Annotated in this window: 24 protein-coding genes and 2 pseudogenes; 9 read left to right on the top strand and 17 right to left on the bottom strand. The window is 62.5% G+C overall.

Features of this window, described 5'->3' with window-relative positions:
* Nucleotides 1–216: 216 nt before the first annotated feature.
* Nucleotides 217–570: an antibiotic biosynthesis monooxygenase gene (locus F3Y30_RS08490; RefSeq protein ID WP_203426016.1), complete on the bottom strand. Its 354-nt coding sequence runs from the start codon at nt 568–570 to the stop codon at nt 217–219.
* Complete coding sequence (locus F3Y30_RS08485; protein WP_203426015.1) at nt 567–893, bottom strand: NIPSNAP family protein; 327 nt, start codon at nt 891–893, stop codon at nt 567–569. The genes F3Y30_RS08490 and F3Y30_RS08485 overlap by 4 nt, the downstream gene beginning before the upstream one ends.
* A 75-nt stretch (nt 894–968) precedes the next feature.
* Between F3Y30_RS08485 and F3Y30_RS08480 the strand changes: the two genes are divergently transcribed.
* Both F3Y30_RS08480 and F3Y30_RS08475 read left to right on the top strand, forming a co-directional pair.
* Nucleotides 969–1,646, top strand: coding sequence for a winged helix-turn-helix domain-containing protein (locus tag F3Y30_RS08480; protein WP_203426014.1), 678 nt, complete (start codon nt 969–971; stop codon nt 1,644–1,646).
* 221 nt (nt 1,647–1,867) lie between these two features.
* The gene (locus F3Y30_RS08475; RefSeq protein WP_203426013.1) at nt 1,868–2,557 is read left to right on the top strand and encodes an HAD family hydrolase; all 690 of its coding nucleotides are present in this window, start codon (nt 1,868–1,870) and stop codon (nt 2,555–2,557) included.
* 88 nt (nt 2,558–2,645) lie between these two features.
* Here the strand turns inward: F3Y30_RS08475 and F3Y30_RS08470 are convergent, their stop codons facing one another.
* Nucleotides 2,646–3,197: a hypothetical protein gene (locus F3Y30_RS08470; RefSeq protein ID WP_203426012.1), complete on the bottom strand. Its 552-nt coding sequence runs from the start codon at nt 3,195–3,197 to the stop codon at nt 2,646–2,648.
* Between the two features lie 277 nt (nt 3,198–3,474).
* Between F3Y30_RS08470 and thrC the strand changes: the two genes are divergently transcribed.
* The 4 genes and pseudogenes from thrC to F3Y30_RS08450 all read left to right on the top strand — a co-directional run bounded on the left by thrC (nt 3,475) and on the right by F3Y30_RS08450 (nt 9,860).
* On the top strand, nt 3,475–4,878 hold the full coding sequence (gene thrC / locus F3Y30_RS08465; RefSeq protein ID WP_203426011.1) for a threonine synthase: 1,404 nt from the start codon (nt 3,475–3,477) through the stop codon (nt 4,876–4,878).
* Nucleotides 4,879–4,895: 17 nt separating this feature from the next.
* Nucleotides 4,896–6,193, top strand: a pseudogene (locus F3Y30_RS08460) (pitrilysin family protein).
* Nucleotides 6,194–6,286: 93 nt separating this feature from the next.
* On the top strand, nt 6,287–6,880 hold the full coding sequence (locus tag F3Y30_RS08455) for a GNAT family protein (protein WP_203426010.1): 594 nt from the start codon (nt 6,287–6,289) through the stop codon (nt 6,878–6,880).
* 64 nt (nt 6,881–6,944) lie between these two features.
* Nucleotides 6,945–9,860, top strand: coding sequence for an EAL domain-containing protein (locus F3Y30_RS08450; protein WP_203426009.1), 2,916 nt, complete (start codon nt 6,945–6,947; stop codon nt 9,858–9,860).
* A gap of 47 nt (nt 9,861–9,907) precedes the next feature.
* On the opposite strand, the gene F3Y30_RS08445 is transcribed toward F3Y30_RS08450, so the two are convergent.
* From F3Y30_RS08445 to F3Y30_RS08435, 3 genes and pseudogenes are all read right to left on the bottom strand, one after another.
* A complete protein-coding gene (locus F3Y30_RS08445) occupies nt 9,908–10,225 on the bottom strand; it encodes a hypothetical protein (protein ID WP_203426008.1) in 318 nt (105 codons plus the stop codon).
* A gap of 170 nt (nt 10,226–10,395) precedes the next feature.
* Nucleotides 10,396–11,457 carry a putative zinc-binding metallopeptidase gene (locus tag F3Y30_RS08440; protein WP_203426007.1) on the bottom strand — a complete coding sequence of 354 codons (1,062 nt, stop codon included), beginning with the start codon at nt 11,455–11,457 and terminating at the stop codon, nt 10,396–10,398.
* Between the two features lie 100 nt (nt 11,458–11,557).
* Nucleotides 11,558–12,162: pseudogene (locus F3Y30_RS08435) on the bottom strand (YqgE/AlgH family protein).
* A gap of 187 nt (nt 12,163–12,349) precedes the next feature.
* Between F3Y30_RS08435 and F3Y30_RS08430 the strand changes: the two are divergent.
* Nucleotides 12,350–13,174: a protein-disulfide reductase DsbD domain-containing protein gene (locus F3Y30_RS08430; protein ID WP_203426006.1), complete on the top strand. Its 825-nt coding sequence runs from the start codon at nt 12,350–12,352 to the stop codon at nt 13,172–13,174.
* Between the two features lie 89 nt (nt 13,175–13,263).
* Nucleotides 13,264–13,749 carry a peroxiredoxin gene (locus F3Y30_RS08425; protein WP_203426005.1) on the top strand — a complete coding sequence of 162 codons (486 nt, stop codon included), beginning with the start codon at nt 13,264–13,266 and terminating at the stop codon, nt 13,747–13,749.
* Here the strand turns inward: F3Y30_RS08425 and F3Y30_RS08420 are convergent.
* Nucleotides 13,746–14,624: a LysR substrate-binding domain-containing protein gene (locus F3Y30_RS08420; protein ID WP_246752914.1), complete on the bottom strand. Its 879-nt coding sequence runs from the start codon at nt 14,622–14,624 to the stop codon at nt 13,746–13,748. The two genes, F3Y30_RS08425 and F3Y30_RS08420, sit on opposite strands and share 4 nt — an antisense overlap.
* Before the next feature lie 242 nt (nt 14,625–14,866).
* On the opposite strand from F3Y30_RS08420, the gene F3Y30_RS08415 reads away from it, so the two are divergent.
* The gene (locus tag F3Y30_RS08415) at nt 14,867–16,189 is read left to right on the top strand and encodes an MFS transporter (protein WP_203426003.1); all 1,323 of its coding nucleotides are present in this window, start codon (nt 14,867–14,869) and stop codon (nt 16,187–16,189) included.
* A gap of 262 nt (nt 16,190–16,451) precedes the next feature.
* Here the strand turns inward: F3Y30_RS08415 and rnhA are convergent, their stop codons facing one another.
* The 10 genes from rnhA to F3Y30_RS08365 form a co-directional block, all read right to left on the bottom strand.
* The gene (gene rnhA, locus F3Y30_RS08410; protein WP_203426002.1) at nt 16,452–16,892 is read right to left on the bottom strand and encodes a ribonuclease HI; all 441 of its coding nucleotides are present in this window, start codon (nt 16,890–16,892) and stop codon (nt 16,452–16,454) included.
* On the bottom strand, nt 16,889–17,854 hold the full coding sequence (locus F3Y30_RS08405; protein ID WP_203426001.1) for a homoserine kinase: 966 nt from the start codon (nt 17,852–17,854) through the stop codon (nt 16,889–16,891). The genes rnhA and F3Y30_RS08405 overlap by 4 nt, the downstream gene beginning before the upstream one ends.
* Before the next feature lie 105 nt (nt 17,855–17,959).
* On the bottom strand, nt 17,960–18,973 hold the full coding sequence (ispH, locus tag F3Y30_RS08400) for a 4-hydroxy-3-methylbut-2-enyl diphosphate reductase (RefSeq protein WP_203426000.1): 1,014 nt from the start codon (nt 18,971–18,973) through the stop codon (nt 17,960–17,962).
* 1 nt (nt 18,974) lies between these two features.
* Nucleotides 18,975–19,340: a DUF1304 domain-containing protein gene (locus F3Y30_RS08395; RefSeq protein WP_203425999.1), complete on the bottom strand. Its 366-nt coding sequence runs from the start codon at nt 19,338–19,340 to the stop codon at nt 18,975–18,977.
* An 83-nt stretch (nt 19,341–19,423) separates the two neighbouring features.
* Complete coding sequence (locus F3Y30_RS08390; RefSeq protein ID WP_246752913.1) at nt 19,424–20,167, bottom strand: SURF1 family protein; 744 nt, start codon at nt 20,165–20,167, stop codon at nt 19,424–19,426.
* Nucleotides 20,160–20,543: a DUF983 domain-containing protein gene (locus F3Y30_RS08385; protein ID WP_203425998.1), complete on the bottom strand. Its 384-nt coding sequence runs from the start codon at nt 20,541–20,543 to the stop codon at nt 20,160–20,162. Before F3Y30_RS08385 ends, F3Y30_RS08390 begins: the two co-directional genes overlap by 8 nt.
* A 189-nt stretch (nt 20,544–20,732) precedes the next feature.
* On the bottom strand, nt 20,733–21,611 hold the full coding sequence (locus F3Y30_RS08380) for a cytochrome c oxidase subunit 3 (protein WP_203425997.1): 879 nt from the start codon (nt 21,609–21,611) through the stop codon (nt 20,733–20,735).
* Nucleotides 21,612–21,675: 64 nt separating this feature from the next.
* Complete coding sequence (locus tag F3Y30_RS08375) at nt 21,676–22,275, bottom strand: cytochrome c oxidase assembly protein (protein WP_203425996.1); 600 nt, start codon at nt 22,273–22,275, stop codon at nt 21,676–21,678.
* 3 nt (nt 22,276–22,278) lie between these two features.
* Nucleotides 22,279–22,419: a hypothetical protein gene (locus F3Y30_RS08370; RefSeq protein ID WP_203425995.1), complete on the bottom strand. Its 141-nt coding sequence runs from the start codon at nt 22,417–22,419 to the stop codon at nt 22,279–22,281.
* A complete protein-coding gene (locus tag F3Y30_RS08365) occupies nt 22,419–23,363 on the bottom strand; it encodes a heme o synthase (RefSeq protein ID WP_203425994.1) in 945 nt (314 codons plus the stop codon). The genes F3Y30_RS08370 and F3Y30_RS08365 overlap by 1 nt, the downstream gene beginning before the upstream one ends.
* Nucleotides 23,364–23,443 lie beyond the last annotated feature (80 nt).

Here is a 23,443-nt window from a genome sequence, read left to right as displayed (position 1 = left end):
TGGTTACCGAAGATGGTTACCAAAGACTGAAGGCGCTGGAGAAAATGCGAAATTCGCTTTCCCCTTTTGGCGAATAAGTGCGACGGCGCATACGTCTTTACGATGTGGACCGGTCGTTCGACCCCAGCGCACCGATCCATGAACATCACCGTGGAATGATCCCATCCCATTCCACGAAGGAGGTGGCCCGCCGGTTCCCTGGGCGGGCCATCTCGCTCAGGCGAGCATGCCCAACTGCATGCGGCTATCCTTCGGAACTTCACGGCGATCATTCATCCCGTACATCCGCACGACTTCAGCGACGCCCAGCCGGTAGTCCGCGAAAATCTCTCCCCTGCCGGCCTTCTGCGCGGCGCGATGCTCGGGTCCGTTGCGCCAGGCGCTGACCGCCGCCTCGTCTCGCCAGTAGGAGAGCGACAGTACCTTGCCGGGCAATGTCAGGCTCTCGAAGCGCTCGATGGAGATGAAGCCGTCGACCTGTTCGAGGCGCGGCCTCAGCGCAGCCGCCAGATCAAGATAGGCGTTGCGCTTGCCGAGGAAGGGCGTGACCTCGAAGATGACGGCGATCATCGCACGACCTCCCCGTGCGGCAGCGAGACGTTCTTCAGGAAGATCCGGTCTTCCTTCAGGATGAATCGTTCGCGCTTTGCAAAGGCGTAGTTTTCCCGCCCGAGCGGATCGGCGGCAAGCCGGGAACGGTAGGCTTCGTAGGCCGCAAGGTTCTCGATGTTGTAAACGCCATAAGCGATGGTGGCCGAGCCTTCGTGCGGGCCGAAATAGCCGACGAGATCGGCACCGCAGCGCGGGATAGCCTGGCCCCAGTTGCGCGCATAATCAGCAAAGGCCTCCTGCTTGAAGGGATCTATCTGATAGCGGATGAAGCAGGTGATCATCGGACAACTCCTGTATGTTTCGATGATCCCTTGTCGCATATTGCCTGTCGTCAATGCTTCGATTACTATCGAAGTATGAAAGAAGGACCGGACATATCCCAGATCGGTGCGCTGATCGGCGATCCCGCCCGCGCGAACATGCTGACGGCTCTCATGGGCGGGCAGGCGCTGACGGCGACGGAACTTTCCGGCGCAGCCGGCGTGACGCTCCAGACGGCGAGCTCGCATCTCGCGAAGCTCGAGGCCGGCGGCCTCGTGGCGCAACGCAAGCAGGGGCGGCATCGCTATTTCGCGCTCGCAGACGACGAGGTGGGGCTGATGCTCGAGGGGCTGATGGGCTTTGCCGCCAGCAAGGGCTTTCTGCGCTCCCGGCCCGGCCCCAAGGACCCGGCGCTGCGCAAGGCGCGGGTCTGCTACAATCACCTGGCCGGAGACTTCGGCGTGCGTATGCTCGACCGGCTGGTGGCCGACGGGGACGTGACCGTTTCGGGCGATGACGCCACGCTGACTGCGAACGGAGAGAGCCGGATCGCCGCAATGGGGATCGATCTTGGCGCGCTGCAGCGCCAGCGGCGGCCGGTGTGCCGAACCTGCCTCGACTGGAGCGAACGGCGCTCGCATCTCGCAGGGTCGCTGGGCGAGGCACTGCTTTCCCGCTTCGTCGAAAACGGCTGGGCGAAACGGGAAAAGGACAGCCGCGCCGTCCGCTTCACCGAGGCTGGAGAGAAGGCGTTCCTGGCGCTGTTTCCGTAGCGCGACGGGGCTCCGGGCGTGAGCCCGAACACGTCCCTGCCAGTGAAGCAATCCGGCGGTGACAACATGCCGGATTGTCCTTTCTGCGCCACTCGTGTAGGAAATCCCGCGTCCGCAGGCGGCGCGTTCGCCCCTCCGTATCATCACCCCTATGATTTCAGCGCCCAGGCTTTGCGGCGCCCGCGGGTCCTCCCTCCCGCGCAACAGGAAAGACTGTTCTCATGGAAGGTTTCGACCTCATCATCTTCGACTGTGACGGCGTGCTGGTCGATTCAGAAATCATCGCGGCGCAGGTCGAGTCGCGCCTGCTCACGGAAGCCGGTTATCCGATCAGCGTCGAGGAAATGGGTGAGCGCTTTGCCGGTATGACCTGGCACAACATCCTGCTGACCATCGAGCGCGAGGCTTCGATCCCCCTTTCGGCGTCGTTGCTCGACAAGTCCGAGAAGCTGCTCGACGCACGGCTCGCACGCGACGTGAAGGTAATCGAAGGCGTGAAGCTGATGCTCTCGCGCATCCGCAAGCCCTATTGCATTTGCTCCAACTCTTCCTCGCACCGCCTCGACATGATGTTGACCAAGGTCGGCCTGAAGGAAGTCTTCGCCCCGCATATCTACTCGGCCAAGGACCTCGGCCCGGACCGCGTGAAGCCGAAGCCGGATATCTTCCTGCACGGCGCGAAGCAGTTCAACGCGGACCCGGCACGCACCCTCGTCGTGGAGGATTCGGTGCACGGCATCCATGGCGCGCGCACCGCAGGCATGCGCGTTGTCGGCTTCACCGGCGCATCGCACACCTATCCCTCCCACGCCGACCGGCTGACCGACGCAGGGGCGGAAACGGTAATCTCGCGAATGAGCGAACTGCCAGCCGTCATCGGCGCGCTGGCGGAATGGCAGGAAGCCATCTGACGCAACACGGCACGGGGAGGCTTCGGGGAGCGGCGCAATTCGCATTGCGCCCCCTCATCCCGCGTCATCGGCCGCTCTTGGCCGCTACTTACTTGGTGTTGTACGGACCTTCGTCGAAACCGACATAGACCTTGGTAAAGGTGCCGGCGCCACCGGGGATCGCGACCTGATCGTCGGTGAATACGAACTGAGCCGCTCCGTCTTCGGGAACATCGACAGTCAGCTTCCTCAGCTCGGAATAGAGCGTCTTGTCCTCGTCCGCCGCCGCAACGCGGATCGGCAGCGTTACCGGGCCCGCCTTGCCGGCAGGGCCGACCACGACGCGTCCCTGAACCATGACGGTCATCGTCAGCTGGTCTTCGTTCAAGCGGCACTGGCGCGTGGTGTTGGCAAGGGTCGCCTGATAGAGAACCTGCTTCGGATCATTCTTGGCGCCCTTCGCATAGGCGACGTGCACGGCCGTGCCGTCGCGCAGATAGAGCTGCGGGCATGCCCCCTGTATCACGGGCGCCTGCTGCTCGGCTGCTGCGGTTTTTTGCGCGCTGTTGTCGGCCGTGCCGAGCGGATCGGTCTTGTCGGTCTGGCTGCAACCGGCAAGGGCTGCGAGAAGGGCAAGGCCGGCAAGCCGGCGGCTACACATTACAAACACGTTACGGTGACCTTGTATCCAGGACCCGAAGAGCCCGTTGAAACTCGAAGGAAACGGACCTTTTACGACCCGCGCGGATGGTCTATAGCAGCGGCGCGGCAAAAAATCGATTGGCGAAACCACTCGTTGTCTCATTTTGCACTTCCGCGTCGAAGCCCGGCGATTGAGGGGGTGCTTGCGAGCGTATCGTCATGAAATGCCGCAGCAGGAACGCAACCCGCATCCGTCTGTCTCAGCGGCCGCGACCGCCGATCAATCGCAAGGAAGAATGAACGTGGACTACATTTCGACGCGGGGCGAAGCCCCTGCCCTCGGTTTCTCTGACGCTCTGTTGGCAGGTCTTGCGCGCGATGGCGGGCTCTATGTTCCGCGTGAATGGCCGAGCTTCTCCAAGAAGCAGATCCGGGCGCTGCGCGGCAAGAGCTATCAGGAAATCGCGTTCACGGTGCTTTCGCCCTTCGTCAACGGCGAGATACCCGACGACAAGTTCCGCGACATGATCGACGCGGCCTATGCCACCTTCCGCCATCCGGCGGTCGCCCCCCTCGTCCAGACCGGGCCGAATTCCTACGTCGCCGAGCTCTTCCATGGCACGACGCTGGCGTTCAAGGATGTCGCGATGCAGCTCCTGGCCCGGCTGATGGATCACGTTCTTGCCGAGCGCGGCCAGCGCGCGACGATCGTGGGCGCGACCTCCGGCGACACGGGCGGGGCGGCAATCGATGCCTTTGCAGGGCGCGAGCGCACCGACATCTTCATCCTCTTCCCCGAAGGGAAGGTATCGCCTGTCCAGCAGCGCCAGATGACGACCTCGAAGGAGGCGAACGTCCATGCGCTGGCGGTGCGCGGAAACTTCGACGACTGCCAGAACCTCGTAAAGGGCATGTTCAACGACACAGCGTTCCGCGACCGTGTCCAGCTCTCGGGCGTAAACTCGATCAACTGGGCGCGCATCATGGCGCAGGTCGTCTACTACTTCACGACCGCCCTTTCGCTGGGTTCGCCGGACCGGAAGATCTCCTTCACCGTGCCGACCGGCAATTTCGGAGACATCTTCGCAGGCTACGCCGCAAAGCGGATGGGACTGCCGATCGACCGGCTGGTGATCGCCACCAACGAGAACGACATCCTGGCAAGGACACTCAAGACCGGCCGCTACGAGATGCGCGACGTCAAGGCAACGACCTCGCCCTCGATGGACATCCAGATTTCCTCGAACTTCGAACGGCTGCTGTTCGAGGCCCATGGCCGCGACGCCCAGGCTGTGCGCGCAGCAATGGACAGTCTCAAGCAGTCCGGCTCCTTCGAGATCGAGGCAAAAGCGCTGGCGGCGATCCGCAAGGAATTCCGGGCCGGACGCGCCTCGGAAAAGCAGGTGGCCGCAACGATCCGCGAGACGCTCGAGCGCACCGGCTACCTTCTCGATCCGCATACGGCGATCGGGGTCTTCGTTGCAGGCAAGCACGAAAAGCCCGGTGCGCCAATGGTTACGCTTGCGACCGCGCATCCGGCGAAGTTCCCGGCTGCAGTAAAATCGGCAAGCGGTATTGACCCCGCGCTTCCGACGTGGCTTGCTGACCTGATGCACAGGGAGGAGCGTTTCGACATCCTGGATCCAGACATCAAGATCGTGGAAGCCTACATCGGCAACCATGCCCGCATCCGGGAATGACGATTGCAGAAAGACGGATGATGAAAGTTGAGTGCACCCGGCTCGCGTCCGGGTTGACGGTAGTGACCGAAAACATGCCGCACCTCGAGAGCGTCGCTCTCGGCGTGTGGATCAAGTCGGGTTCGCGGAACGAAACGGTCGATGAGCACGGTATCGCCCATCTGCTGGAGCACATGGCCTTCAAGGGAACCGCGCGCCGGTCCGCTCGACAGATCGCCGAGGAAATCGAGAACGTCGGCGGCGAAGTCAACGCCGCGACCTCGACCGAGACGACGTCTTACTACGCCCGCGTGCTCAAGGACCACGTGCCGCTGGCGGTCGACATCCTCGCCGACATCCTGACGGAATCCGTCTTCGACGAAGAAGAGCTTCGACGCGAGAAGCAGGTCATTCTCCAGGAAATCGGCGCTGCCAACGACACGCCTGATGATGTCGTCTTCGACCAGTTTTCCGAAGTCGCCTACAAGGGACAAACGATCGGCCGCGCGATTCTTGGCACGCCCGACACCGTCATGTCCTTCTCCCCGGACGAGATTCGCGGCTATATGGGCCGCAACTACACGACCGACCGCATGTTCGTTGTTGCCGCAGGCGCGGTCGACCACGATGCCTTCGTCCGCCAGGTCGAAGACCGTTTCTCGACGCTGCCCGTCAAGCCGTCGGCACCTCCCGTCTTCGAGACGGCGCGCTACACCGGCGGCGATATCCGCGAGACGCGCGACCTCATGGATGCCCAGGTGCTGCTCGGTTTCGAGGGCAAGGCATACCATGCGCGTGATTTCTACTGTTCGCAGATCCTTGCCAACATTCTCGGCGGCGGCATGTCGTCGAGGCTGTTCCAGGAAGTGCGGGAGCACCGCGGCCTCTGTTACTCGGTCTATGCCTTCCATTGGGGTTCTCCGATACCGGTATCTTCGGCATCCATGCTGCAACGAGCGGCGAGAACCTGCCGGAACTGTTGCCGGTGATCGTGCAGGAGCTGCGCAAGTCCTCCCAGTCCATCGAGCAGCAGGAAATCGAGCGCGCACGCGCCCAGATCCGCGCCCAGCTCCTGATGGGACAGGAAAGCCCCGCCGCACGCGCAGGCCAGATCGCCCGCCAGATGATGCTCTACGGACGACCGATCCCGAACGACGAGCTGATGGAACGACTGCAGGGCATAACGACCGAGAGGCTCACCGACCTTTCCGGGCGCCTGTTCTTCGATACGGTTCCGACGCTTTCGGCCATCGGTCCGCTCGAACAGCTGGCCTCCAGTTCGGACATCACCCACGCGCTTTCCCGTGTCGAAACACCGCGACGCGTTGCCAGCTGACATCGCGTTGACGCCATTGACGCTCTCCTGTCATATTAGCGGGTGATGGGCTTTCTTGGGCCGAATGCGCAGCAATCCGGGGCGGAGGCATGAATGGCAAGGTCGGTTTTTCGGTTCCTGTCGAGGCCGTCCGATACCATTGAGCTCGCCAGCGAACAGCATCTCCTGCGGCTTCCCCGATTTTCCGACTACCGCCAATGGTATGCGCTGCGATCGGAGAGCCGCCGCTTCCTCGAACCGTGGGAACCTTCGTGGCGCAGCGACGAGCTGAGCGAGGCGTCGTTTCGCGCCCGTGTGGTTCGCAACGAGCAGGAATATGCTTCAGGACAGGCCGTGCCGCTGCTCCTCTTTTCCCGTCAGGAGCAAGTGCTCTACGGCGGCCTGACAATCGGCTACCTCAGGCGCGGTGCGGCGCAATGCTGCATGATCGGCTACTGGATGGGCGAGCGCCATGCCGGTCAGGGACACATGTATTCGGCGCTGAACCTCGCCATCCCCCATATCTTTACGGCTCTTCAGTTGCACCGTATCGAGGCAGCCTGTATTCCAGACAATCTCAGAAGCATACGTCTCCTTGAAAAGGCCGGCTTTCAGCGTGAAGGCTACCTTCGGGAATATTTGAAGATAAATGGTGAGTGGCGAGACCATGTCATGTATTCCCTCCTGGCCGAGGACAGACGGCCCTGAGGACAAATCGTAGTGTTGGATAATGGGTCATAAGACCCGCAGACCACAGGATATCGCAGTCTAGATGAAAATCCGTTCCGTGCCGCAGACGCTGCCCGTCAGCCGGTTGCTTGCGTTCATCCTGATGGCAGCGGTCCTGTTCGTTGGGCCGCTGGCGGGAATGGCGCGCGCCGTCGAGCCCGTCAAGATCTCGCGCGAGGATACCGCGCTTGACCTCACCGCTACGACGGAGATCTACACGGGCCGCGGCGAGGCCTTCCAGGTCTCGACTGCGCCCGGATCCGACGGCATCGTGCGGCGCATCGAAGTGCGAGCGACCGCGGAAAACCACCAGGGAGACTGGGCTGTCTTCGCGCTTGCCAACGTCTCCGAGGAGCAGCTCGAACGGGTGATCGTGGCGCCGCATTTCCGGCTGGTCGGATCGAAGCTGTTCTGGCCCGACCTCGGCGCCCAGCGTATCCTGTCGATCACGCCGAGCGAGGGCTTCGCACTCGACAGGCAGCCTAGCGACGAGGCCGACGTCTTCCGCATCACGCTGAACCCGGGTTCGGTCGTAACGTTCGTCGCGGAACTGGCCACGCCCGAACTGCCCCAGATCTACCTTTGGGAACCGGACGCCTACAAGGACACGGTCAACGCGTTCACGCTCTATCGGGGCATCGTGCTCGGTATCGCAGGCCTGCTCGCCGTGTTCCTGACGATCCTCTTCGTGGTCAAGGGCACTTCGATGCTTCCGGCGACGGCGGCACTCGCCTGGGCGGTGCTCGGCTACATCTGCGTCGATTTCGGCTTTCTTTCCAAGCTCATCAGCATCACCGCGGGTGACGAGCGAATGTGGCGAGCGGGCACGGAGGTGGCACTGGCGGCCGGCCTCGTCGTGTTCCTGTTCACTTACCTCAATCTGAACCGGTGGCACGCCCATCTTGCCTACGCGACGCTTGCCTGGATTATCGGACTGGCGCTGCTTTTCGGCGTCGCGATCTACGATCCGCCGATTGCGGCCGGTATCGCCCGCCTCTCCTTCGCCCTCACGGGCACGGTCGGGATCTTCCTCATCGCCTATCTCGGCTTCAACCGCTACGACCGGGCGATCCTGCTCGTACCCGCCTGGGCGCTGATCCTCGTCTGGCTGTTCGGCGCCTGGATGACGGTAACGGGACAGCTCAACAACGACATCATCCAGCCGGCGCTCGGCGGGGGCCTCGTGCTGATCGTCCTCCTGATCGGCTTTACCGTGATGCAGCACGCCTTTGCGGGCGGCGCCTACAGCCAGGGTCTGTTTTCCGACCTCGAACGCCAGTCTCTCGCCCTGACAGGCTCGGGCGACACCGTCTGGGACTGGGACGTGGCGCGCGATCGCATCGTGACGATCCCGGACATTTCCGCGCAACTCGGCCTTGCGCCCGGTGTCATGCACGGTCCCGCACGCACCTGGCTGCCCCGCCTGCACCCCGATGACCGCGACCGATTCCGCGCCACGCTGGACGTCCTGCTGGAACATCGCAAGGGTCGGCTCAACCATCAGTTCCGCGTCCGCGCCGAGGACGGCCACTACCACTGGCTTTCCATCCGCGCGCGCCCGGTCCTTGCGGCCAACGGCGAGATCATTCGCTGCGTAGGGACGATCATCGACATCACCGAGCAGCGCAATTCGGTCGACCGGCTGCTCCACGACGCCCTGCACGACAACCTCACCGGCCTGCCGAACCGCCAGATCTTCCTGGACCGGCTGGATGCCATCCTGTCGCTGACGAGCAGCGGAGAGAACGTCCGGCCGACGGTGCTGGCGATCAACATCGACCGCTACAAGCAGGTCAACGACGCGCTGGGAATTGCGGCGGGTGACAACATCCTGATCGCGCTGACCCGCCGGCTACGCCGCCTGCTGAAGCCCCAGGACACCCTGGCTCGCCTTTCCGGCGACCAGTTCGGACTTATCCTGATGTCCGAACGGGATCCCGCCAAGGTCGCGGATTTCGCCGAGGCCGTCAGCAAGGCGATAATGGTGCCGCTCAACTTCGCAAACAGGGAGGTCATCCTCACCGCCTCCATCGGCCTCGTTTCGTGGGTCGACCAGCAGGAAGACGGGGCCGGGCTGCTGAACGATGCGGAGTTGGCGATGTACCGGGCCAAGAAGGCGGGCGGCAACCGCGTGGAACCGTTCCGGCCGGCGTTCCGCACCTTCGGCACCGACAGGCTCCAGATAGAGACCGATCTGCGCCGCGCCATCGACCGCAAGGAACTCTCCCTCGTCTACCAGCCGATCGTCCGGCTGAACGACGCGGAGATTGCCGGCTTCGAGGCGCTGATGCGCTGGGATCACCCGAAGCGCGGCAACATTTCGCCGACCGAGTTCATCCCAATCGCCGAGACCTCCGATCTCATCAACCAGCTCGGCATGTTCGCCTTCGACAAGGCGGCAAGCGACCTGATGGACTGGCAGTTGCAGACCGGCGACCTGCCGATCTTCGTCTCCGTGAACCTGTCGAGCGCGCAGCTGCTCAACAACGAGCTCTACAGCGACGCCCGCGCCGTTCTGGCGAAGACACGCTGCGAGCCGTCAAAGATCAAGCTGGAGCTGACGGAATCGGTCGTGATGGAGAACCCGGAGCAGGCGCTGCTGGTTCTGAGGAAGCTCAAGGAAATCGGGCTCGGCCTCGCTCTCGACGACTTCGGCACCGGCCATTCGTCCCTCGCCTATCTCACGCGCTTCCCCTTCGATACGATCAAGATCGACAAGGCGTTGGTGCGCGGCGACGAGTCGGACAAGCGCACGATCCTCCTGCGCTCCGTGATCACCATGGCACGCGAGATGGAGATGCAGGTCGTGGCGGAAGGCATCGAATCCGAAGAGGATGCGATCGAACTCGGCAACATGGGCTGCGAGTACGGCCAGAGCTACCTGTTCGGACCGCCCATCGGTTACGACTCGGTCCTGCGGTTGCTGAAGGAGCGATTTCCGCTCATGAGGCGGGCATAGGGGTCGAACCCAAAGCAGTGGACGGGGCCTGGTCAAGGCCGCTCCCTCTATGCCCGCTGCCCGGGCGGCGGAGGCAGCGATTGCCATCCGTTCCCCGAAAGTATCAGACAACTGAGGCCGTCCGTTCCCGTGAGGATCAGTGTCCAGTTGCCCTCACCGGCCACGTAGAGTTCGGCTAGCGCATAGGGGCTGACAAGCCCGACCCCGGAGAGCTTTTCCGCGTAGAGGGACTGAAGCAAGTCCACGAGTTCCGAATGCCGGGCGCATTTCGGCGTGAGCTGCATGTCCGGCGGGTCGGCTGCCGAATCCGTACCGGCCGTCAGCAGACATAGCCCGACAAGTCCAAGGATTATCTTGCGAAACATGACGCACCTCCTTTCGCCGGGCGTTCCCGACAGTCGAGGAGTTGCGCTGGCCTGTCCTGCCGCTCTATCCGGCATTTCGGACGGACACCTCTTGCGACACGCGGTGCCGCCCGACCCATTATAAGTGAGAAGTTCTGCCGCTCACAGGGAAATCCCCTGGCACCGGGTTTTCACCCCTGCACTCTGGTGAGGAGGCGGTTCATGAAATCGAGCTTCTCGACCACGGGCGGCGTGAGGACGAAGGGGTAGCTGTCCGGCTGGCCCATCGAACGCTGTACCGCGTTCATGGCGACGCTGAGCGGCACCCAGGCCTCCACCAACTTGCCGGCATTCGGCGCGCGATAGGGATCGAACGTGACCTCTGCCTCCAGTTCCTCGTGCCCGGCGGGACCGGTCACCAAGCCGAAAGCCCGGGCGGTCTCGAGCGTATCGGCTATGTGGAAGAGGTGCGCCCAGCATTCGGCGAAATCCTCGGCCGGATGGGCGCTCGCGTAGGGACTGATGAACCTCGCCTGCCAATCGGCCGGAGGCCCTTCCGAGTAGTACTGCTGAAGGGACGTGTTGTAGTCGGATCGCTCGTCTCCGAACAGGGACCGCGCCTCTTCGACCACCTCGCGGTCGCGGACGAGCTGCACCCAGTAGAAGTGTCCGATCTCGTGGCGGAAGTGACCGAGCAGCGAACGGTAAGGCTCCTGCATGGAGACGCGAACGGTCTCCCGCACCACGTCTTCGGCCTCCGCTGCCCGAAGGCTGATAAGCCCGTCCTGCTGGCCGGTCATGGCCGGGACGAGGTTACCGGAGGCATCCACCTCATCTGCGAGGAAATCGAATACGAGACCGCCGTTCGGCTGCTCCTGCCGCGTCGGATGAGGAAGGCGCCAGCGCAGCAACGAATAGAAAAGGTGGCGCTGTGCCTGGCTGATCCGCCGCCAGCGCGAAAGCCCGACCGGATCGGTGGTCGGTACGATGCGATTGTGCCGGCAGCAGAGGCAGAAGACGTCGGGATCCTCGGCCGGCACCAGCCAATTGCACACGTCGATCGCCGCGTTCTCGCATTGCCGGTAGCCGGAGCCGCCGCCCGGCGCCACGTACCACAGGCCGTCGTCGCCGACCACGAGCGCGTGCATGCGCATGTCCCCGGGATTGAAGCCGAGCGTTGATCCGCAGCGGACGCAGACCCGATTGTCGAAGTGAAGGGTCTGGCCGCAGGTTTCACACTGGAAAAGACGCATACTGTCCCCGAAGATAATCGCAGGCGAAGGCACGATGTCTCGCCTGCGCCGTTAACGCCAACGGCACGGACATGTTCCGGGACGCAAGGTGTTTCAGGGGTCAGGCGTGTCCGGCCTCGGTCGACAGCATCGCCGGCGTCACGCCCATCAGGGCGAGCGCGCGGTCGTACTTGTCCTCGAGCCCGACATCGAAGATCAGGTCCTCGTGGGCCGGGCAGGTCAGCCAACCATTCGACGTGATTTCATTCTCAAGCTGACCGGCACCCCAGCCGGCATAGCCCAGCATCATCAGGCCACGCTTCGGTCCCTGCCCCGGGAGATCGCCCGAACGATGTCGAGCGTCGCCGTCAGGCAGATGTCATCGCTGACGGGGATGCTCGATTCAGACATGTAGTCGTCCGAATGGAGTACGAAGCCGCGCCCGCTTTCGACGGGACCGCCGGATCGAATGGGGAAATCCCTGGTGCGGCCCGGCAGTCGGATCACATCGTCCTCCTGCACGAGCTGAAGATGCAGCAAGACGTCGGAGAAGCTCAACTGCTGCGCTCTGTTGATGATGAAGCCCATGGCTCCATCCTCGGAATGGGCGCAGATGTAGACCACGCTGCGGGCAAAATTGGAGTCGAGCATTCCCGGCATGGCGATCAGGAACTGACCGTCAAGGAAACCTCGCTCCCGTCTGTTCTTCAAAACCGACATAGCCATGGAAAACAGCCTATCAATTCGCGGCCAAATGGAAAGAACCTTATCCGCGTTTCTTGCAATATCGCGTGCAATCTGCCGTGGAGCACAAGGAAGCAACTAGGTCCGGAAGCGAATCAATCAAGTGAATATGATCAGCCGAACATAAATCTCGCTGGAAAGCGGACGACGGCGGCGCTACACCTCCCGCATGACGATGCCCTGGCGCCCTCACCTCCTCGCACTCTGCCTCAGTCTCGCACCGCTCTCCCAGGCCGCTGCCGCCAGCTCGGAGTGGTACGAAAGCGAAGGCGGCAGGATCCGGCTCGTGGCGCTACCCGCCGCAGAGGACGGCAGCATCCGCGCAATGCTCGACATCCGCCTGCAGCCCGGCTGGAAAACCTACTGGCGCGATCCCGGCGAAAGCGGCATTCCACCTGTCATCGATGTCAAGGGCACACCGGGCGTGACACTCGAAGGCACCGGCTTTCCCATGCCGCGGCAATTCGATGATGGCGCCACCCGCTACATCGCCTACGACCATTCAGTCGCCCTGCCGCTCAAGCTGAGGCAATCGCCGGGCGCCCGTGCGGACACGATCAAGGCCTCGGTTTTCCTCGGTATCTGCGACGAGATCTGCGTGCCCGTGCAGGCCGAGCTCTCGGTGGACGTCGGCGCGGAAAGCTTTGCCAATCCGCTGGAGATTGCCGCGCTGGACGACGCAGAAGCACGCCTGCCGGAGCGGGCCAGTGAGGATTTTCGAGCCACATCCGCGTCCTGGAGCGGAGACGGCAAGACGCTCTCGGTCATGTTCCGTGCGCCGGACGACGACGGTGCGCCGCCCGAAGTCCTGGTATCTGGACCGGAGGGTTTCCAGTTCGGTGTTGCCCGGCCCACCGGCCAGGGCGACGGCAGCTACAGCTACGAGGTCCCCCTGGTGCGCAAGCCGAAGGCTGCCGATGGCAAGACAGCACAGCTCCTGCTGACGGTGCGAAGCGGCGCCAGAACGATGGAAACGCCGCTTGTCCTCGATTGACCATCCCCTATAGTGCGCCGTCAGACTGCCGCTCGAACACCACCGTTCCAGTGCAGGACTGTTGATACCCAAGAACGAGGAGAACGACCGTGACCATTGCCGTTGGAAGCCAGCTGCCCGACCTCAAGATCAGGGAGCGCACGCCGGACGGACCGGTGGATACAACGACCTCCGAGCTCTTCAAGGGCAAGCGCGTCGTGATCTTCGCGGTCCCCGGCGCCTTCACGCCGACCTGCTCCCTCAACCACCTGCCCGGCTATCTCGAAAACCGGGATGCCATCCTCGCCAAGGGCGTGAACGACATCTTCGTGGTGGCCGTCAACGATCACCACGTGATGGGCGCTTGGGCCAACTCCACCGGAGGCGCCGGCAAGATCCGCTTCCTCGCCGATTGGGATGCGGCTTTCACCAAGGCTCTCGGCATGGACATCGACCTATCGGCCGGCACGCTCGGCGTTCGCTCCAAGCGGTACTCGATGCTTGTCGAAGACGGCGTCGTGAAGTCGCTGAACGTCGAGGAAAATCCGGGCCAGGCGACCGTTTCCGCCGCGGCCGCGATGCTCGAGCAGCTCTAGAAAGCGTCCCTCGGCTCGCCCGCGCTGCTGTGTATCTCGCGGGTGAGCCAGTTCTCGATCGCCAACGTGTCGGGTCGCCCCACGAGGTGCGGCGCGATCCAGAGCAGAAGACGACGGGGTCCCGGCCTGAAGCCGAACGGCGCCACAAGGCGGCCGGATTGAATCTGATCCAGCACCAGCATGCGCGGCACGACCGCAACGCCCAGGCCACAGGCTGCCGCCTGGATCAGCAGGTAGAAGTGATCGAATTCCGCCTTCGGCTCCAGAGAGAGCCCTTCGTAGCCTGCAGCCTTCTGCCAATCGATGAGCGCCTCGGGACGGGTTCTCGTGGACAGGAGAAGCGCCTTTTCCATGTCCTCAGGCGCACCGAGGCCCGAGGCTTCCAGATACTGGGGGGCGCAGACCGGCCCGATCCACTCACCCGAAAGCTCGCGAATGATCGCGTCGTCCGGCGGTGCGATGACGTTCGTCCGGATTGCAATGCTGATCTTGTCGCGCACGAAATCGATGCGATCGTAGTTCATGTTGAACTGCAGCTCGATGTTCGGATGAAGATCGTGGAACCTCGAAATCCGCGGGATGATCCAGCTCATCATGATCGAGGACGAGCAGGACAAGGTGAGCGGCGCGGGCCGGACCCTGTCCACACTCGCCTGCATCAGGCTGAAGGCACTGGCGAGCCCCTCGGCAAGGCGTATACCTTCTGGAGTGGGCTCGGTCGTTCTCGCCTTCCTGTTGAGCAACACGACGCCGAGTGTCTCCTCAAGTGACTTTATGTGCCGGCTGACCGCCCCATGCGTGACGCACAGCTCATCGGCAGCAAGCGTCATGGAACGGTGGCGCGCCGTCGCCTCAAAGGCCCTGAGCGCATTCATAGATGGCATCGTTCGGCTCAAACTGGTTACTCCCGCCACGTCGTGTTGTGACTTTTCTTCACACGATGACGATTTTTAATCGCTTGCGGGCACTGTATACACTCCGTTAGGACTCGCGGCAATTTGGAGGCAGGCAGATAACGGGCAGGAGACGGAAGGGAATCTTGGATTCCGCTTCATTGCCGCAGTTCGAACGATCACTCTCTCCAAACATTGCAGCGAAAACCCAGGGAGGTTCGTTCATGGACGCAGCAGTCCACAATAACTCACAGGTCGAGAGATCGGCTATCAGCAAGATCTCGCGCAGGCTGGTGCCCTTCATCGCCCTGATGTTCTTCATCAACTTTCTCGACCGTACCGCGATCTCGTTTGCCGGCCCCAACGGCATGACCAACGATCTCGCGCTGACGGCCGCGCAATTCGGCTTTGCGGCCGGCATTTTCTTCTTCGGCTACATCGTTCTCGAGATTCCCAGCAACCTCGCGCTTCACAAGTACGGCGCGCGCCGGTGGCTGGCTCGCATCATGGTGACCTGGGGCATCGTCGCCCTGCTGTTCACCTGGGTCAGCAGTGCTACGGAACTTTATGTGCTCCGCTTCCTGCTCGGCGTGGCCGAGGCCGGGTTCTTCCCCGGAGCGATCCTCTTCCTCAGCATGTGGGTCCCTGCACGGCACCGCAACAAGATCCTTGCGCTGTTCTACATCGCCCAGCCGCTGACGACCGTCGTCGGTGCACCGCTCGCCGCCCTGCTCATCCAGGCCCACGGCGCATTCGGCCTTGAAGGCTGGCGCATCATGTTCTTCGGCGTCGCTGTTCCCGCGATCGTCGTCGGTGTCGTTGCCTGGTTCTATCTCTCCGACAAGCCCGACGATGCGAAGTGGCTGACGCAGGAAGAGAAGAACTGGCTCAATGCCGAGCTCGCCAAGGAAGAAAAGGCCAAGGCACACGCCCACGGCAAGATGACGGGACTGGCACTGACGGATGGCCGTGTATGGCTGCTCTCGGTGATCTACTTCGGCTTCATCTACGGCCTCTATGCACTCGCCTTCTTCCTGCCGACGATCATTGCCGGCTTCGAAGCGAAGTTCGGCACCAAGTTCGACGTGTTCGACAAGGGCCTGATCACCGCGATCCCCTACCTGCCGGCCGCCGTCGCGCTGTTCTTCTGGAGCCGTGATGCAGCCCGCCGTGGCGTTAAGGCCTGGCATATCGGCATTCCGGCGATCGTCGGTGCCGCAAGCATTCCGACCGCGCTCCTCATGAATTCGCCCGAGGCAACGGTGCTGGCAATCACCATCACGGCATGCTCGATCTTCTCGGCGCTCCCGAACTTCTGGGCCATTCCGTCCCGCTTCCTGGCAGGTCCGGCAGCGGCGGCAGGCATCGCGCTCATCAACACGATCGGCAACATCGCCGGCTTCGCCGCTCCCTATGTCACCGGCCTCGTGAAGGATGCGACCGGCGTCTACGAACTGCCGATGTTCATCGTCGGCGGACTGATGCTGCTGTCAGGAATTCTCGCCTTCTCGATCGCCGGGAAGATCCGGGAACCCGTGCAGGCATAAGTCTGGCCCGCAGGCGGAACACAGAAAAGCAATTGCCCGGGGGTCAAACCCGGGCAATTTCGTTTGTAATATCCGCTCATGGGCGCGTGACGCCGTGTCCGGTTGCAATGAACGGCCGGAGAGATTTCAGGAAGCGTGCCCAGCAGCCACGGGCAGCCGTGCGCCCGCAATTGAATACGGACACAGGGTCGGGAAACAGCCGTCTCTCAGGGAAGCCGGAAATCTTCCAGACTGTGTTGAGGCAGTTTAGCGGCAACGCGCGCTAGCGTCGCTTGAAGGGTTCCATGCCCATGCGGGCCAGTTCGTCCGCCCGTTCATTTTCGGGATGGCCGGCGTGGCCCTTCACCCAGTGCAGCGTCACCTTGTGCCTGCCCCGCGCTTCATCCAGCGCCTGCCAGAGCTCGCCGTTCTTCACCGGCTTCTTGTCCGCGGTCTTCCAGCCGTTGCGCTTCCAGCCATGGATCCACTTCTCAATGCCGTCCATGACGTATTTGGAGTCGGTATAGAGGTCGACCTCGCAGGGAGCCTTGAGCGCGCTCAGCGCCGTGATGGCGGCCATCAGTTCCATGCGGTTGTTTGTAGTCGCCGCCTCACCGCCGGAAAGTTCCTTCTCGACGTCGCCATAGCGCAGCACCGCGCCCCAGCCACCGGGGCCTGGATTTCCCGAACAGGCACCGTCGGTAAATATATCCACATGCTTCATCGAACGAGCCCATACTCTGCGGGCGATCCGACCTGCCGGTGGAACCGCAGCTTCCTCAGATATTCCAGCGGATCCTTCTTCACGACCAGGGCTCCCGGCGGCGTCGTCAGCCAGTCATAGAGCCGCGTGAGGAAAAAGCGCAGGGCAGAGCCGCGCGCGAGCAGCGGCAGTGCATTTGCCTCTGCTTCAGAGAGCGGCCGGATGCTCTCGTAACCCGAAAGCAGGGCCATGCCCTTGGTGAGATTGAACGAGCCATCCTTCTCGAAGCACCAGGCATTGAGGCAGATCGACACGTCATAGGCGAGCAGGTCGTTGCAGGCGAAATAGAAGTCGATGAGGCCGGAAAGCTGGTCGCCGATGAAGAAGACGTTGTCAGGGAAGAGATCGGCATGGATGACACCGCCGGGAAGATCGCTCGGCCATAGTGCTTCCAGATGGTCGAGCTCGTCCGCGATCTCGCCCTGGAGCCCCGCCTCCACTTCGTCGGCACGTTCCGAAGACCGGTCCCACAGCGGACGCCAGCCGCCGACAGAGAGCGCGTTGTGCCGTGTCAGGTCGAACCCCTCGCCTGCGACATGCATCTGCGCAAGCGCCCGCCCGACCTCATGGCAATGCCTGACGGCGGGCTTGCGCAGCCACATGCCCTCGAGGAACGAGATCATTGCAGCGGGGCGCCCGGAAAGCTCGCCAAGCAGCTTACCGTCCTTGCGAGGCAGCGGCAGCGGGCAGGAAACGCCGCGATCGGCGAGATGGTGCATCAGGCCCAGAAAGAAAGGCAGATCGTTCGGATCGACGCGCTTTTCGTAGAGCGTGAGGATGAAGGCGCCCTTCGTGGTGTGAAGGAGGAAGTTGGAATTCTCCACGCCTTCCGCAATGCCCTTGTACGAGGTGAGCGTGCCCGTGTCATAGGCGGTCAGGAAGCGGGCGAGGTCGTCCTCGGTGATATCGGTATAGACTGCCAAGATGTCGGTCTCACGCTTTTGGGAACGTCGGGAGCAATAGAGGACGAGGCCTGCGCATCGACTCTCGCCGCAAGCGCAGGAGGTAGCCGCCGGTATCCGCCATTGTCAATTCTGTTCGCCGTTGACGAAGGCCATGTCCCCCGCCGTCAACTCGATATTACGAAGCTCGCGGTTGACGAGGAAATTCTCGTTCTCCTCGACGGTATCGGCAAGCTCCACAATCGCATCGTAGCGCTCGCGGAAAGCCTCGATGATCTCGTTGACGATCACCTCGGGAGCGGATGCGCCGGCGGAAAGGCCAACGGTCCTGACGTCACCGAGATCGTCCCAGTCGATCTCGGAGGCCCGCTGGACGAGGATGGATTTCTTCGCCCCGGCCCTGAGCGCCACTTCGACCAGGCGCTTGGAATTGGACGAGTTCGGCGCTCCGACCACGAGGAAGAGGTCGCAGCCGGGGGCAGCCTGTTTCACCGCCTCCTGGCGGTTGGTGGTGGCGTAACAGATCGAATCGGCCGCAGGCGCCGTCAGATTGGGAAAGCGCTGCTGAAGGCGCGCTATGACACCGGCGGTATCATCGACGGACAGCGTCGTCTGCGTCACGAAGCCGAGATTGTCGGGATCGATCGGCTGATAGGTGTCGGCATCTTCCACGGTCTCGACGAGCGATACCGACCCTTCCGGCAGCTGTCCCATGGTGCCGATCACCTCGGGGTGGCCGGCATGGCCGATGAGGACCACGTGGCGGCCGAGACGCTGGTGACGCATGGCCTGCTTGTGCACTTTCGAGACGAGCGGGCAGGTCGCGTCGAGATAGAAGAGATTGCGCGCAACCGCGTCCTCGGGAACGGATTTAGGAACGCCGTGGGCCGAGAAGACGACCGGCTGCGACCGGTGCTCCGGCGGAATTTCATCCAGCTCCTCGACGAAGATCGCGCCCTTGGCCTCTAGCCCTTCGACGACGTAGCGGTTGTGGACGATCTCGTGGCGGACGTACACCGGAGCGCCGTAGGCCTTGAGCGCGAGCACCACGATCTGGATGGCGCGATCCACGCCGGCGCAGAAACCGCGCGGCCCGCACAGTCGTATCGTGAGCGGAGATTTTGCGACAGAAGAAGCCATATCAGTAGGTCACCGCGACAAAGATGAAGGCAAGGATCGCCGGAACGCCCTGCACGTAGAGAATCCGCCGGTTCACCGACCACGCGCCGTAGCACGCCGCGACGATGGCCCAGAGCAGGAAGAAAAGCTTGAGCTGGAAGGAAAACAGCGGGTCCGGATGCAGTAGTCCCCAAATCAGTCCAAGCGCGAGGAAGCCATTGTATACGCCATGCCTCCCGGCCAGGAAGCTCGATTCTTCCGCCTGTACGTCATCCATGCCGAATGCTGCCATCGCCAGCGGCGACGTCCAGAGGAACATTTCCATAAACAGAAAGCCGGTATGGATTATGGCAGTCAGCAGAACAAGAACAGTGGCGAGCGCAATCATTGGCTACCGTTTAAAAATACACAGTCGCGCCGGGTTTACCACAAATGTGCGCAGTTGGAAGACACCGGAGCGGTTCCCGGCCCTCAGTCCTTCCGTCTGAGGACGTAGAGACCGCTCACGAGAACAAGGGTGACGGCCAGGCCATACCAGGTCAACGCGTATTGCAGGTGGTTGTTCGGGAGGTCGAACTGCGTGACTCCGCCGACCGGCAAACCGCCCGGATTAGGCGTGTCATCGGCATCGATGAAGAACGGCACCAGCGAGCTTGCGGGAATACCCGCGCTCGAAGCCATTGCGTCGAGGTCCTTCCAGTAGAAGATGTTTCCGGCGAGATCGTTGTCCGGCACGACCCAGGAGGGCTTGCCCTCGAGCCTTCCGCGACCGAGGCCGGTGACCGTCTGCGGTCCGGAAAGCTGGCCCTCGACACGGGTCTCGGGCTTCTTCTTCTCGTAGGGAACGAAACCGCGATTGACGAGGACAAAACGCCCATTCTCAAGGGCGAGCGGCGTATAGACGTAATATCCCGACTGCCCGTTCCAGGTCGCGAAGAAGTGGCGCTCCCCGTCGTTCACATAGGTTCCCTGGGCGGTGACGGGACGATAGTCGATGTCCTCGCCGTCAGCCGCAAGCTTCTCGAGCTCGGACAGAGACACGGCGGCGGCGGTGCGTCGACCGGCAATCTCGGAGAGAAGCCGCTCCTTCCAGTGGAGACGCTGCAACTGCCAGGTTCCAAGCGACACGAGGACCGCGAGCGCGGCGAGGACGACCGCTCCCGAAACCAAGGCGCGAAAGCGACGGGGAGATTGCACGGCGCCACGCTCAGCCACGGTCAATCTCACCCGGCCGCGCCTTGTTGCGGTATTGCAGCGTGATGAGCACGCCCTTCAGGACGCGCGTCAGCGCGAGGCTGAGCACGATCGCGAGCGGGATCCACAGGATGAAATGAACCCACAACGGCGGATCGAGATTGACTTCCATCCATAGCGCGGCCCCCACGACGATGAAGCCGATGATGAGGATCACGAAGACGACAGGACCGTCACCCGCGTCCGCAAAGGAATAGTCGAGCCCGCAATTGGCGCACTTCGGCTTTACCTTCAGAAAGCCCTCGAACAGCCTGCCTTCGCCGCAGCGCGGGCAGCAGCCGCGAATGCCTGCCTTGACCGGATCCACTGGTGGGTAATGCGCACTGTCTTCGCTCATGTCTTATTCTTCTGTTCCATCCGCGCGGGACATCATTAGCCGATCGGCAGACGCTGCGATAGCATGCGGACCGCGACCAAAGGGCTCACCTCCCCCGGGGTCACGGCGCGGTCCAATCCGACCTTCCCAAAAGAAAGAAGGCGGGCGCCGAAGCACCCGCCTTCCTGTTCCAGAACCGTTCTCTGCCGATCAGCCGTGGGCCAGCGGCGCGCCCCAGCTTCCCCAGATGTAGATCGAGAAGAAGAGGAACAGCCAGACGACGTCAACGAAGTGCCAGTACCAGGCCGCAGCTTCGAAGCCGAAGTGCTGCTTGGGGGTGAAGTCGCCGCGCATCGCACGGATCAGGCAGACGAGCAGGAAGATCGTGCCGACCAGAACGTGGAAGCCGTGGAAACCGGTCGCCATGAAGAAGGTCGCGCCGTAGATCGACTCCTTGAAGGCGAAGGGAGCGTGGGCATACTCGTATGCCTGGACGGTCGAGAAGAGAATGCCGAGCAGCACGGTCAGGATCAGACCGTTGACCAGACCCTTGCGGTCATTGTGCAGCAGCGCGTGGTGCGCCCAGGTCACGCAGGTACCCGACAGCAGCAGGATGACCGTGTTGTAGAGCGGCAGATGCCAGGGGTCGAGGACCTCGATGCCCTTCGGCGGCCAGACACCACCGGTGAAGGCGGTGCGGGCGGCCTGGATTTCCTCGCCGGGAAACAGGCTCGCGTCGAAGAATGCCCAGAACCAGGCGACGAAGAACATCACTTCCGAAGCGATGAACATGATCATGCCGTAGCGCAGGTGCAGCGAAACCACCCGCGTGTGATGGCCCTCGTGTGCTTCCTTGATGGTGTCAGCCCACCAGGCGTACATCGTGTAGAGGACGAGCACGAAGCCGAGGATGAAAACCCAGGGGTTCGCGAACTCCATGCCGAAGATCTTCAGCGAACTTCCGGCCAGGTAACGCATGTAGATGATGCCGCCGAGCGCGAGCACGAAAGCGCCGATCGAAGCGAGCAGCGGCCACGGGCTCGGGTCGATGATGTGGTAGTCGTGTTTCTTCTGATGCGCATCGGCCATGTCAATCAATCCCGAATGTGTCGCGTTCCGTTCCCGTTTAACCGGAAACGCATGTTTCCAAAAGCTAGTTTGTCGAATTGACGATCTTGTCCGCCGCCGAAGCCACCGGCTTCGGGCCCTCATGCGGATAGAAAGTGTACGACAAGGTTATGGTGTGGATGTTCTTCGTCTCGACCGTATCGACGATCGCCGGATCGACGAAGAAGACGACGGGCATTTCCATCTCCTCTCCCGCCTTCAGCTTCGTCTCCGTGAAGCAGAAGCACTGGACCTTGTTGAAATAGGCGCCCGCCTGCTGCGGCGTGACGTTGAAAATTGCCTGCCCGGTGGTCTCTCGGCTGGAAATGTTCTTCGCCTTGTAGGCGACCTGCACAGTTTCGCCGATCTTCAACTCGATCTCGCGCTGCACCGGCTCGAACGTCCAGGGAAGACCGTTGCCGACATTGGCGTCGAAACGGACCTTGATCTTCTTGTCGAGCACCACATCCGAGGCCTGCTCGACGCGCTGCGTCGTGCCGTTGTAGCCCGTGACCTGGCAAAACATCTGATAGAGCGGCACGGCGGCATAGGCCATGCCGACCATCGCGACAACGAAGGTCGCGCAGGCAGCGACGATCGTGCCGTTGCCGATGCCCTTCTGCGCTTGTCCGTTCTCGCCGCTCATCGTTCAGCCCGCCATTCCGCTGGCGAACTTCACCAGCGTGATCACGTAGAACAGGCCCACCAGCGCGGCGAGCACGACAGCAAGCGCGATGTTGCGCCCGCGGCGGGACTTCTTCTGCTTTTCGTTGAGGCTTACAGTTTCCATTACATCAGCCCTCCGATCACAGGCACCAGATGATCGATCATCAATGCCGAGAAGATGGCGAAGAGATAAAGGATCGAGAAAGCGAAGAGCTTCTTTGCCGGACGCATCACCCGGTCTGACTCCGGCATGCGCAGCACGCCGATGGAATACCAGACGAAACCGAGACCCATTGCCGCCGCGAAGACCCCGTAAGCGAGGCTCGCGAAGCCAAGACAGCTTGGAATGACCGAGATCACCGCAGTCAGCACCGCGTAGATCAGGATCTGCGTCTTCGTCGTGGCCTCGCCCGCGACGTTCGGCAGCATCGGAACGCCGACGGCGTCATAGTCACGCATCTTGAACAGCGCGAGCGCCCAGAAATGCGCCGGCGTCCACAGGAAGGTGATGAGGAAGAGCACGATGCTCTCGATCGAGACGCCGCCCGTGACGCAGGCCCAGCCGATCATCGGCGGGAAGGCGCCGGCAGCACCGCCGATCACGATGTTCTGCGGCGTCGAGCGCTTCAGCCACATCGTGTAGATGACGGCGTAGAAGAAGATGGTGAAGGCGAGCAGCCCGGCCGACAGCCAGTTGACCGCAAGGCCGAGGATGACCACCGAAAAGGCCGAGAGCGTCAGGCCGAAGGCGAGCGCTTCTTGCGGCCGGATGCGGCCGGAGGGGATCGGCCGGGACGCCGTGCGCGACATGACCGCGTCGATGTCGGCGTCATACCACATGTTGAGTGCACCGGAGGCGCCGGCGCCGACCGCGATACAGAGGATCGCGATGACGCCGATGAAAGCGTTGATGTGTCCGGGCGCCAGCACAAGGCCGGCAAGCGCCGTGAAGACCACGAGTGACATGACGCGCGGCTTCAGCAACTCGAAATAGTCGCGGGCGGTCGCCTCGGAGAGATACACGTCCGTCCCCTCCACCGCCGCTTCGTGATGATCGATGACTGCCATTTGCGTCCTGCCGTCCGTTCAAGGGAGCCTTTGTGGCCCCGATTGCCGAGGCCGCCGGCAATGGCGGCCTCCTGCGTTTC

The sequence above is a fragment of the Sinorhizobium sp. BG8 genome (genome assembly GCF_016864555.1).
In the GTDB taxonomy this organism is placed as follows: domain Bacteria; phylum Pseudomonadota; class Alphaproteobacteria; order Rhizobiales; family Rhizobiaceae; genus BG8.
This window is presented reverse-complemented; position numbering and strand designations above follow the sequence as displayed.

Excerpts from the sequence above, each read along its gene's own strand:
- F3Y30_RS08490 (WP_203426016.1), bottom strand. The coding sequence starts at position 570 with ATGATCGCCGTCATCTTCGAGGTCACGCCCTTCCTCGGCAAGCGCAAC.
- F3Y30_RS08485 (WP_203426015.1), bottom strand. The coding sequence starts at position 893 with ATGATCACCTGCTTCATCCGCTATCAGATAGATCCCTTCAAGCAGGAG.
- F3Y30_RS08480 (WP_203426014.1), top strand. The coding sequence starts at position 969 with ATGAAAGAAGGACCGGACATATCCCAGATCGGTGCGCTGATCGGCGAT.
- F3Y30_RS08475 (WP_203426013.1), top strand. The coding sequence starts at position 1,868 with ATGGAAGGTTTCGACCTCATCATCTTCGACTGTGACGGCGTGCTGGTC.
- F3Y30_RS08470 (WP_203426012.1), bottom strand. The coding sequence starts at position 3,197 with ATGTGTAGCCGCCGGCTTGCCGGCCTTGCCCTTCTCGCAGCCCTTGCC.
- thrC (WP_203426011.1), top strand. The coding sequence starts at position 3,475 with ATGAACGTGGACTACATTTCGACGCGGGGCGAAGCCCCTGCCCTCGGT.
- F3Y30_RS08455 (WP_203426010.1), top strand. The coding sequence starts at position 6,287 with ATGGCAAGGTCGGTTTTTCGGTTCCTGTCGAGGCCGTCCGATACCATT.
- F3Y30_RS08450 (WP_203426009.1), top strand. The coding sequence starts at position 6,945 with ATGAAAATCCGTTCCGTGCCGCAGACGCTGCCCGTCAGCCGGTTGCTT.
- F3Y30_RS08445 (WP_203426008.1), bottom strand. The coding sequence starts at position 10,225 with ATGTTTCGCAAGATAATCCTTGGACTTGTCGGGCTATGTCTGCTGACG.
- F3Y30_RS08440 (WP_203426007.1), bottom strand. The coding sequence starts at position 11,457 with ATGCGTCTTTTCCAGTGTGAAACCTGCGGCCAGACCCTTCACTTCGAC.
- F3Y30_RS08430 (WP_203426006.1), top strand. The coding sequence starts at position 12,350 with ATGACGATGCCCTGGCGCCCTCACCTCCTCGCACTCTGCCTCAGTCTC.
- F3Y30_RS08420 (WP_246752914.1), bottom strand. The coding sequence starts at position 14,624 with ATGAATGCGCTCAGGGCCTTTGAGGCGACGGCGCGCCACCGTTCCATG.
- F3Y30_RS08415 (WP_203426003.1), top strand. The coding sequence starts at position 14,867 with ATGGACGCAGCAGTCCACAATAACTCACAGGTCGAGAGATCGGCTATC.
- rnhA (WP_203426002.1), bottom strand. The coding sequence starts at position 16,892 with ATGAAGCATGTGGATATATTTACCGACGGTGCCTGTTCGGGAAATCCA.
- ispH (WP_203426000.1), bottom strand. The coding sequence starts at position 18,973 with ATGGCTTCTTCTGTCGCAAAATCTCCGCTCACGATACGACTGTGCGGG.
- F3Y30_RS08395 (WP_203425999.1), bottom strand. The coding sequence starts at position 19,340 with ATGATTGCGCTCGCCACTGTTCTTGTTCTGCTGACTGCCATAATCCAT.
- F3Y30_RS08385 (WP_203425998.1), bottom strand. The coding sequence starts at position 20,543 with ATGAGCGAAGACAGTGCGCATTACCCACCAGTGGATCCGGTCAAGGCA.
- F3Y30_RS08380 (WP_203425997.1), bottom strand. The coding sequence starts at position 21,611 with ATGGCCGATGCGCATCAGAAGAAACACGACTACCACATCATCGACCCG.
- F3Y30_RS08375 (WP_203425996.1), bottom strand. The coding sequence starts at position 22,275 with ATGAGCGGCGAGAACGGACAAGCGCAGAAGGGCATCGGCAACGGCACG.
- F3Y30_RS08370 (WP_203425995.1), bottom strand. The coding sequence starts at position 22,419 with ATGGAAACTGTAAGCCTCAACGAAAAGCAGAAGAAGTCCCGCCGCGGG.
- F3Y30_RS08365 (WP_203425994.1), bottom strand. The coding sequence starts at position 23,363 with ATGGCAGTCATCGATCATCACGAAGCGGCGGTGGAGGGGACGGACGTG.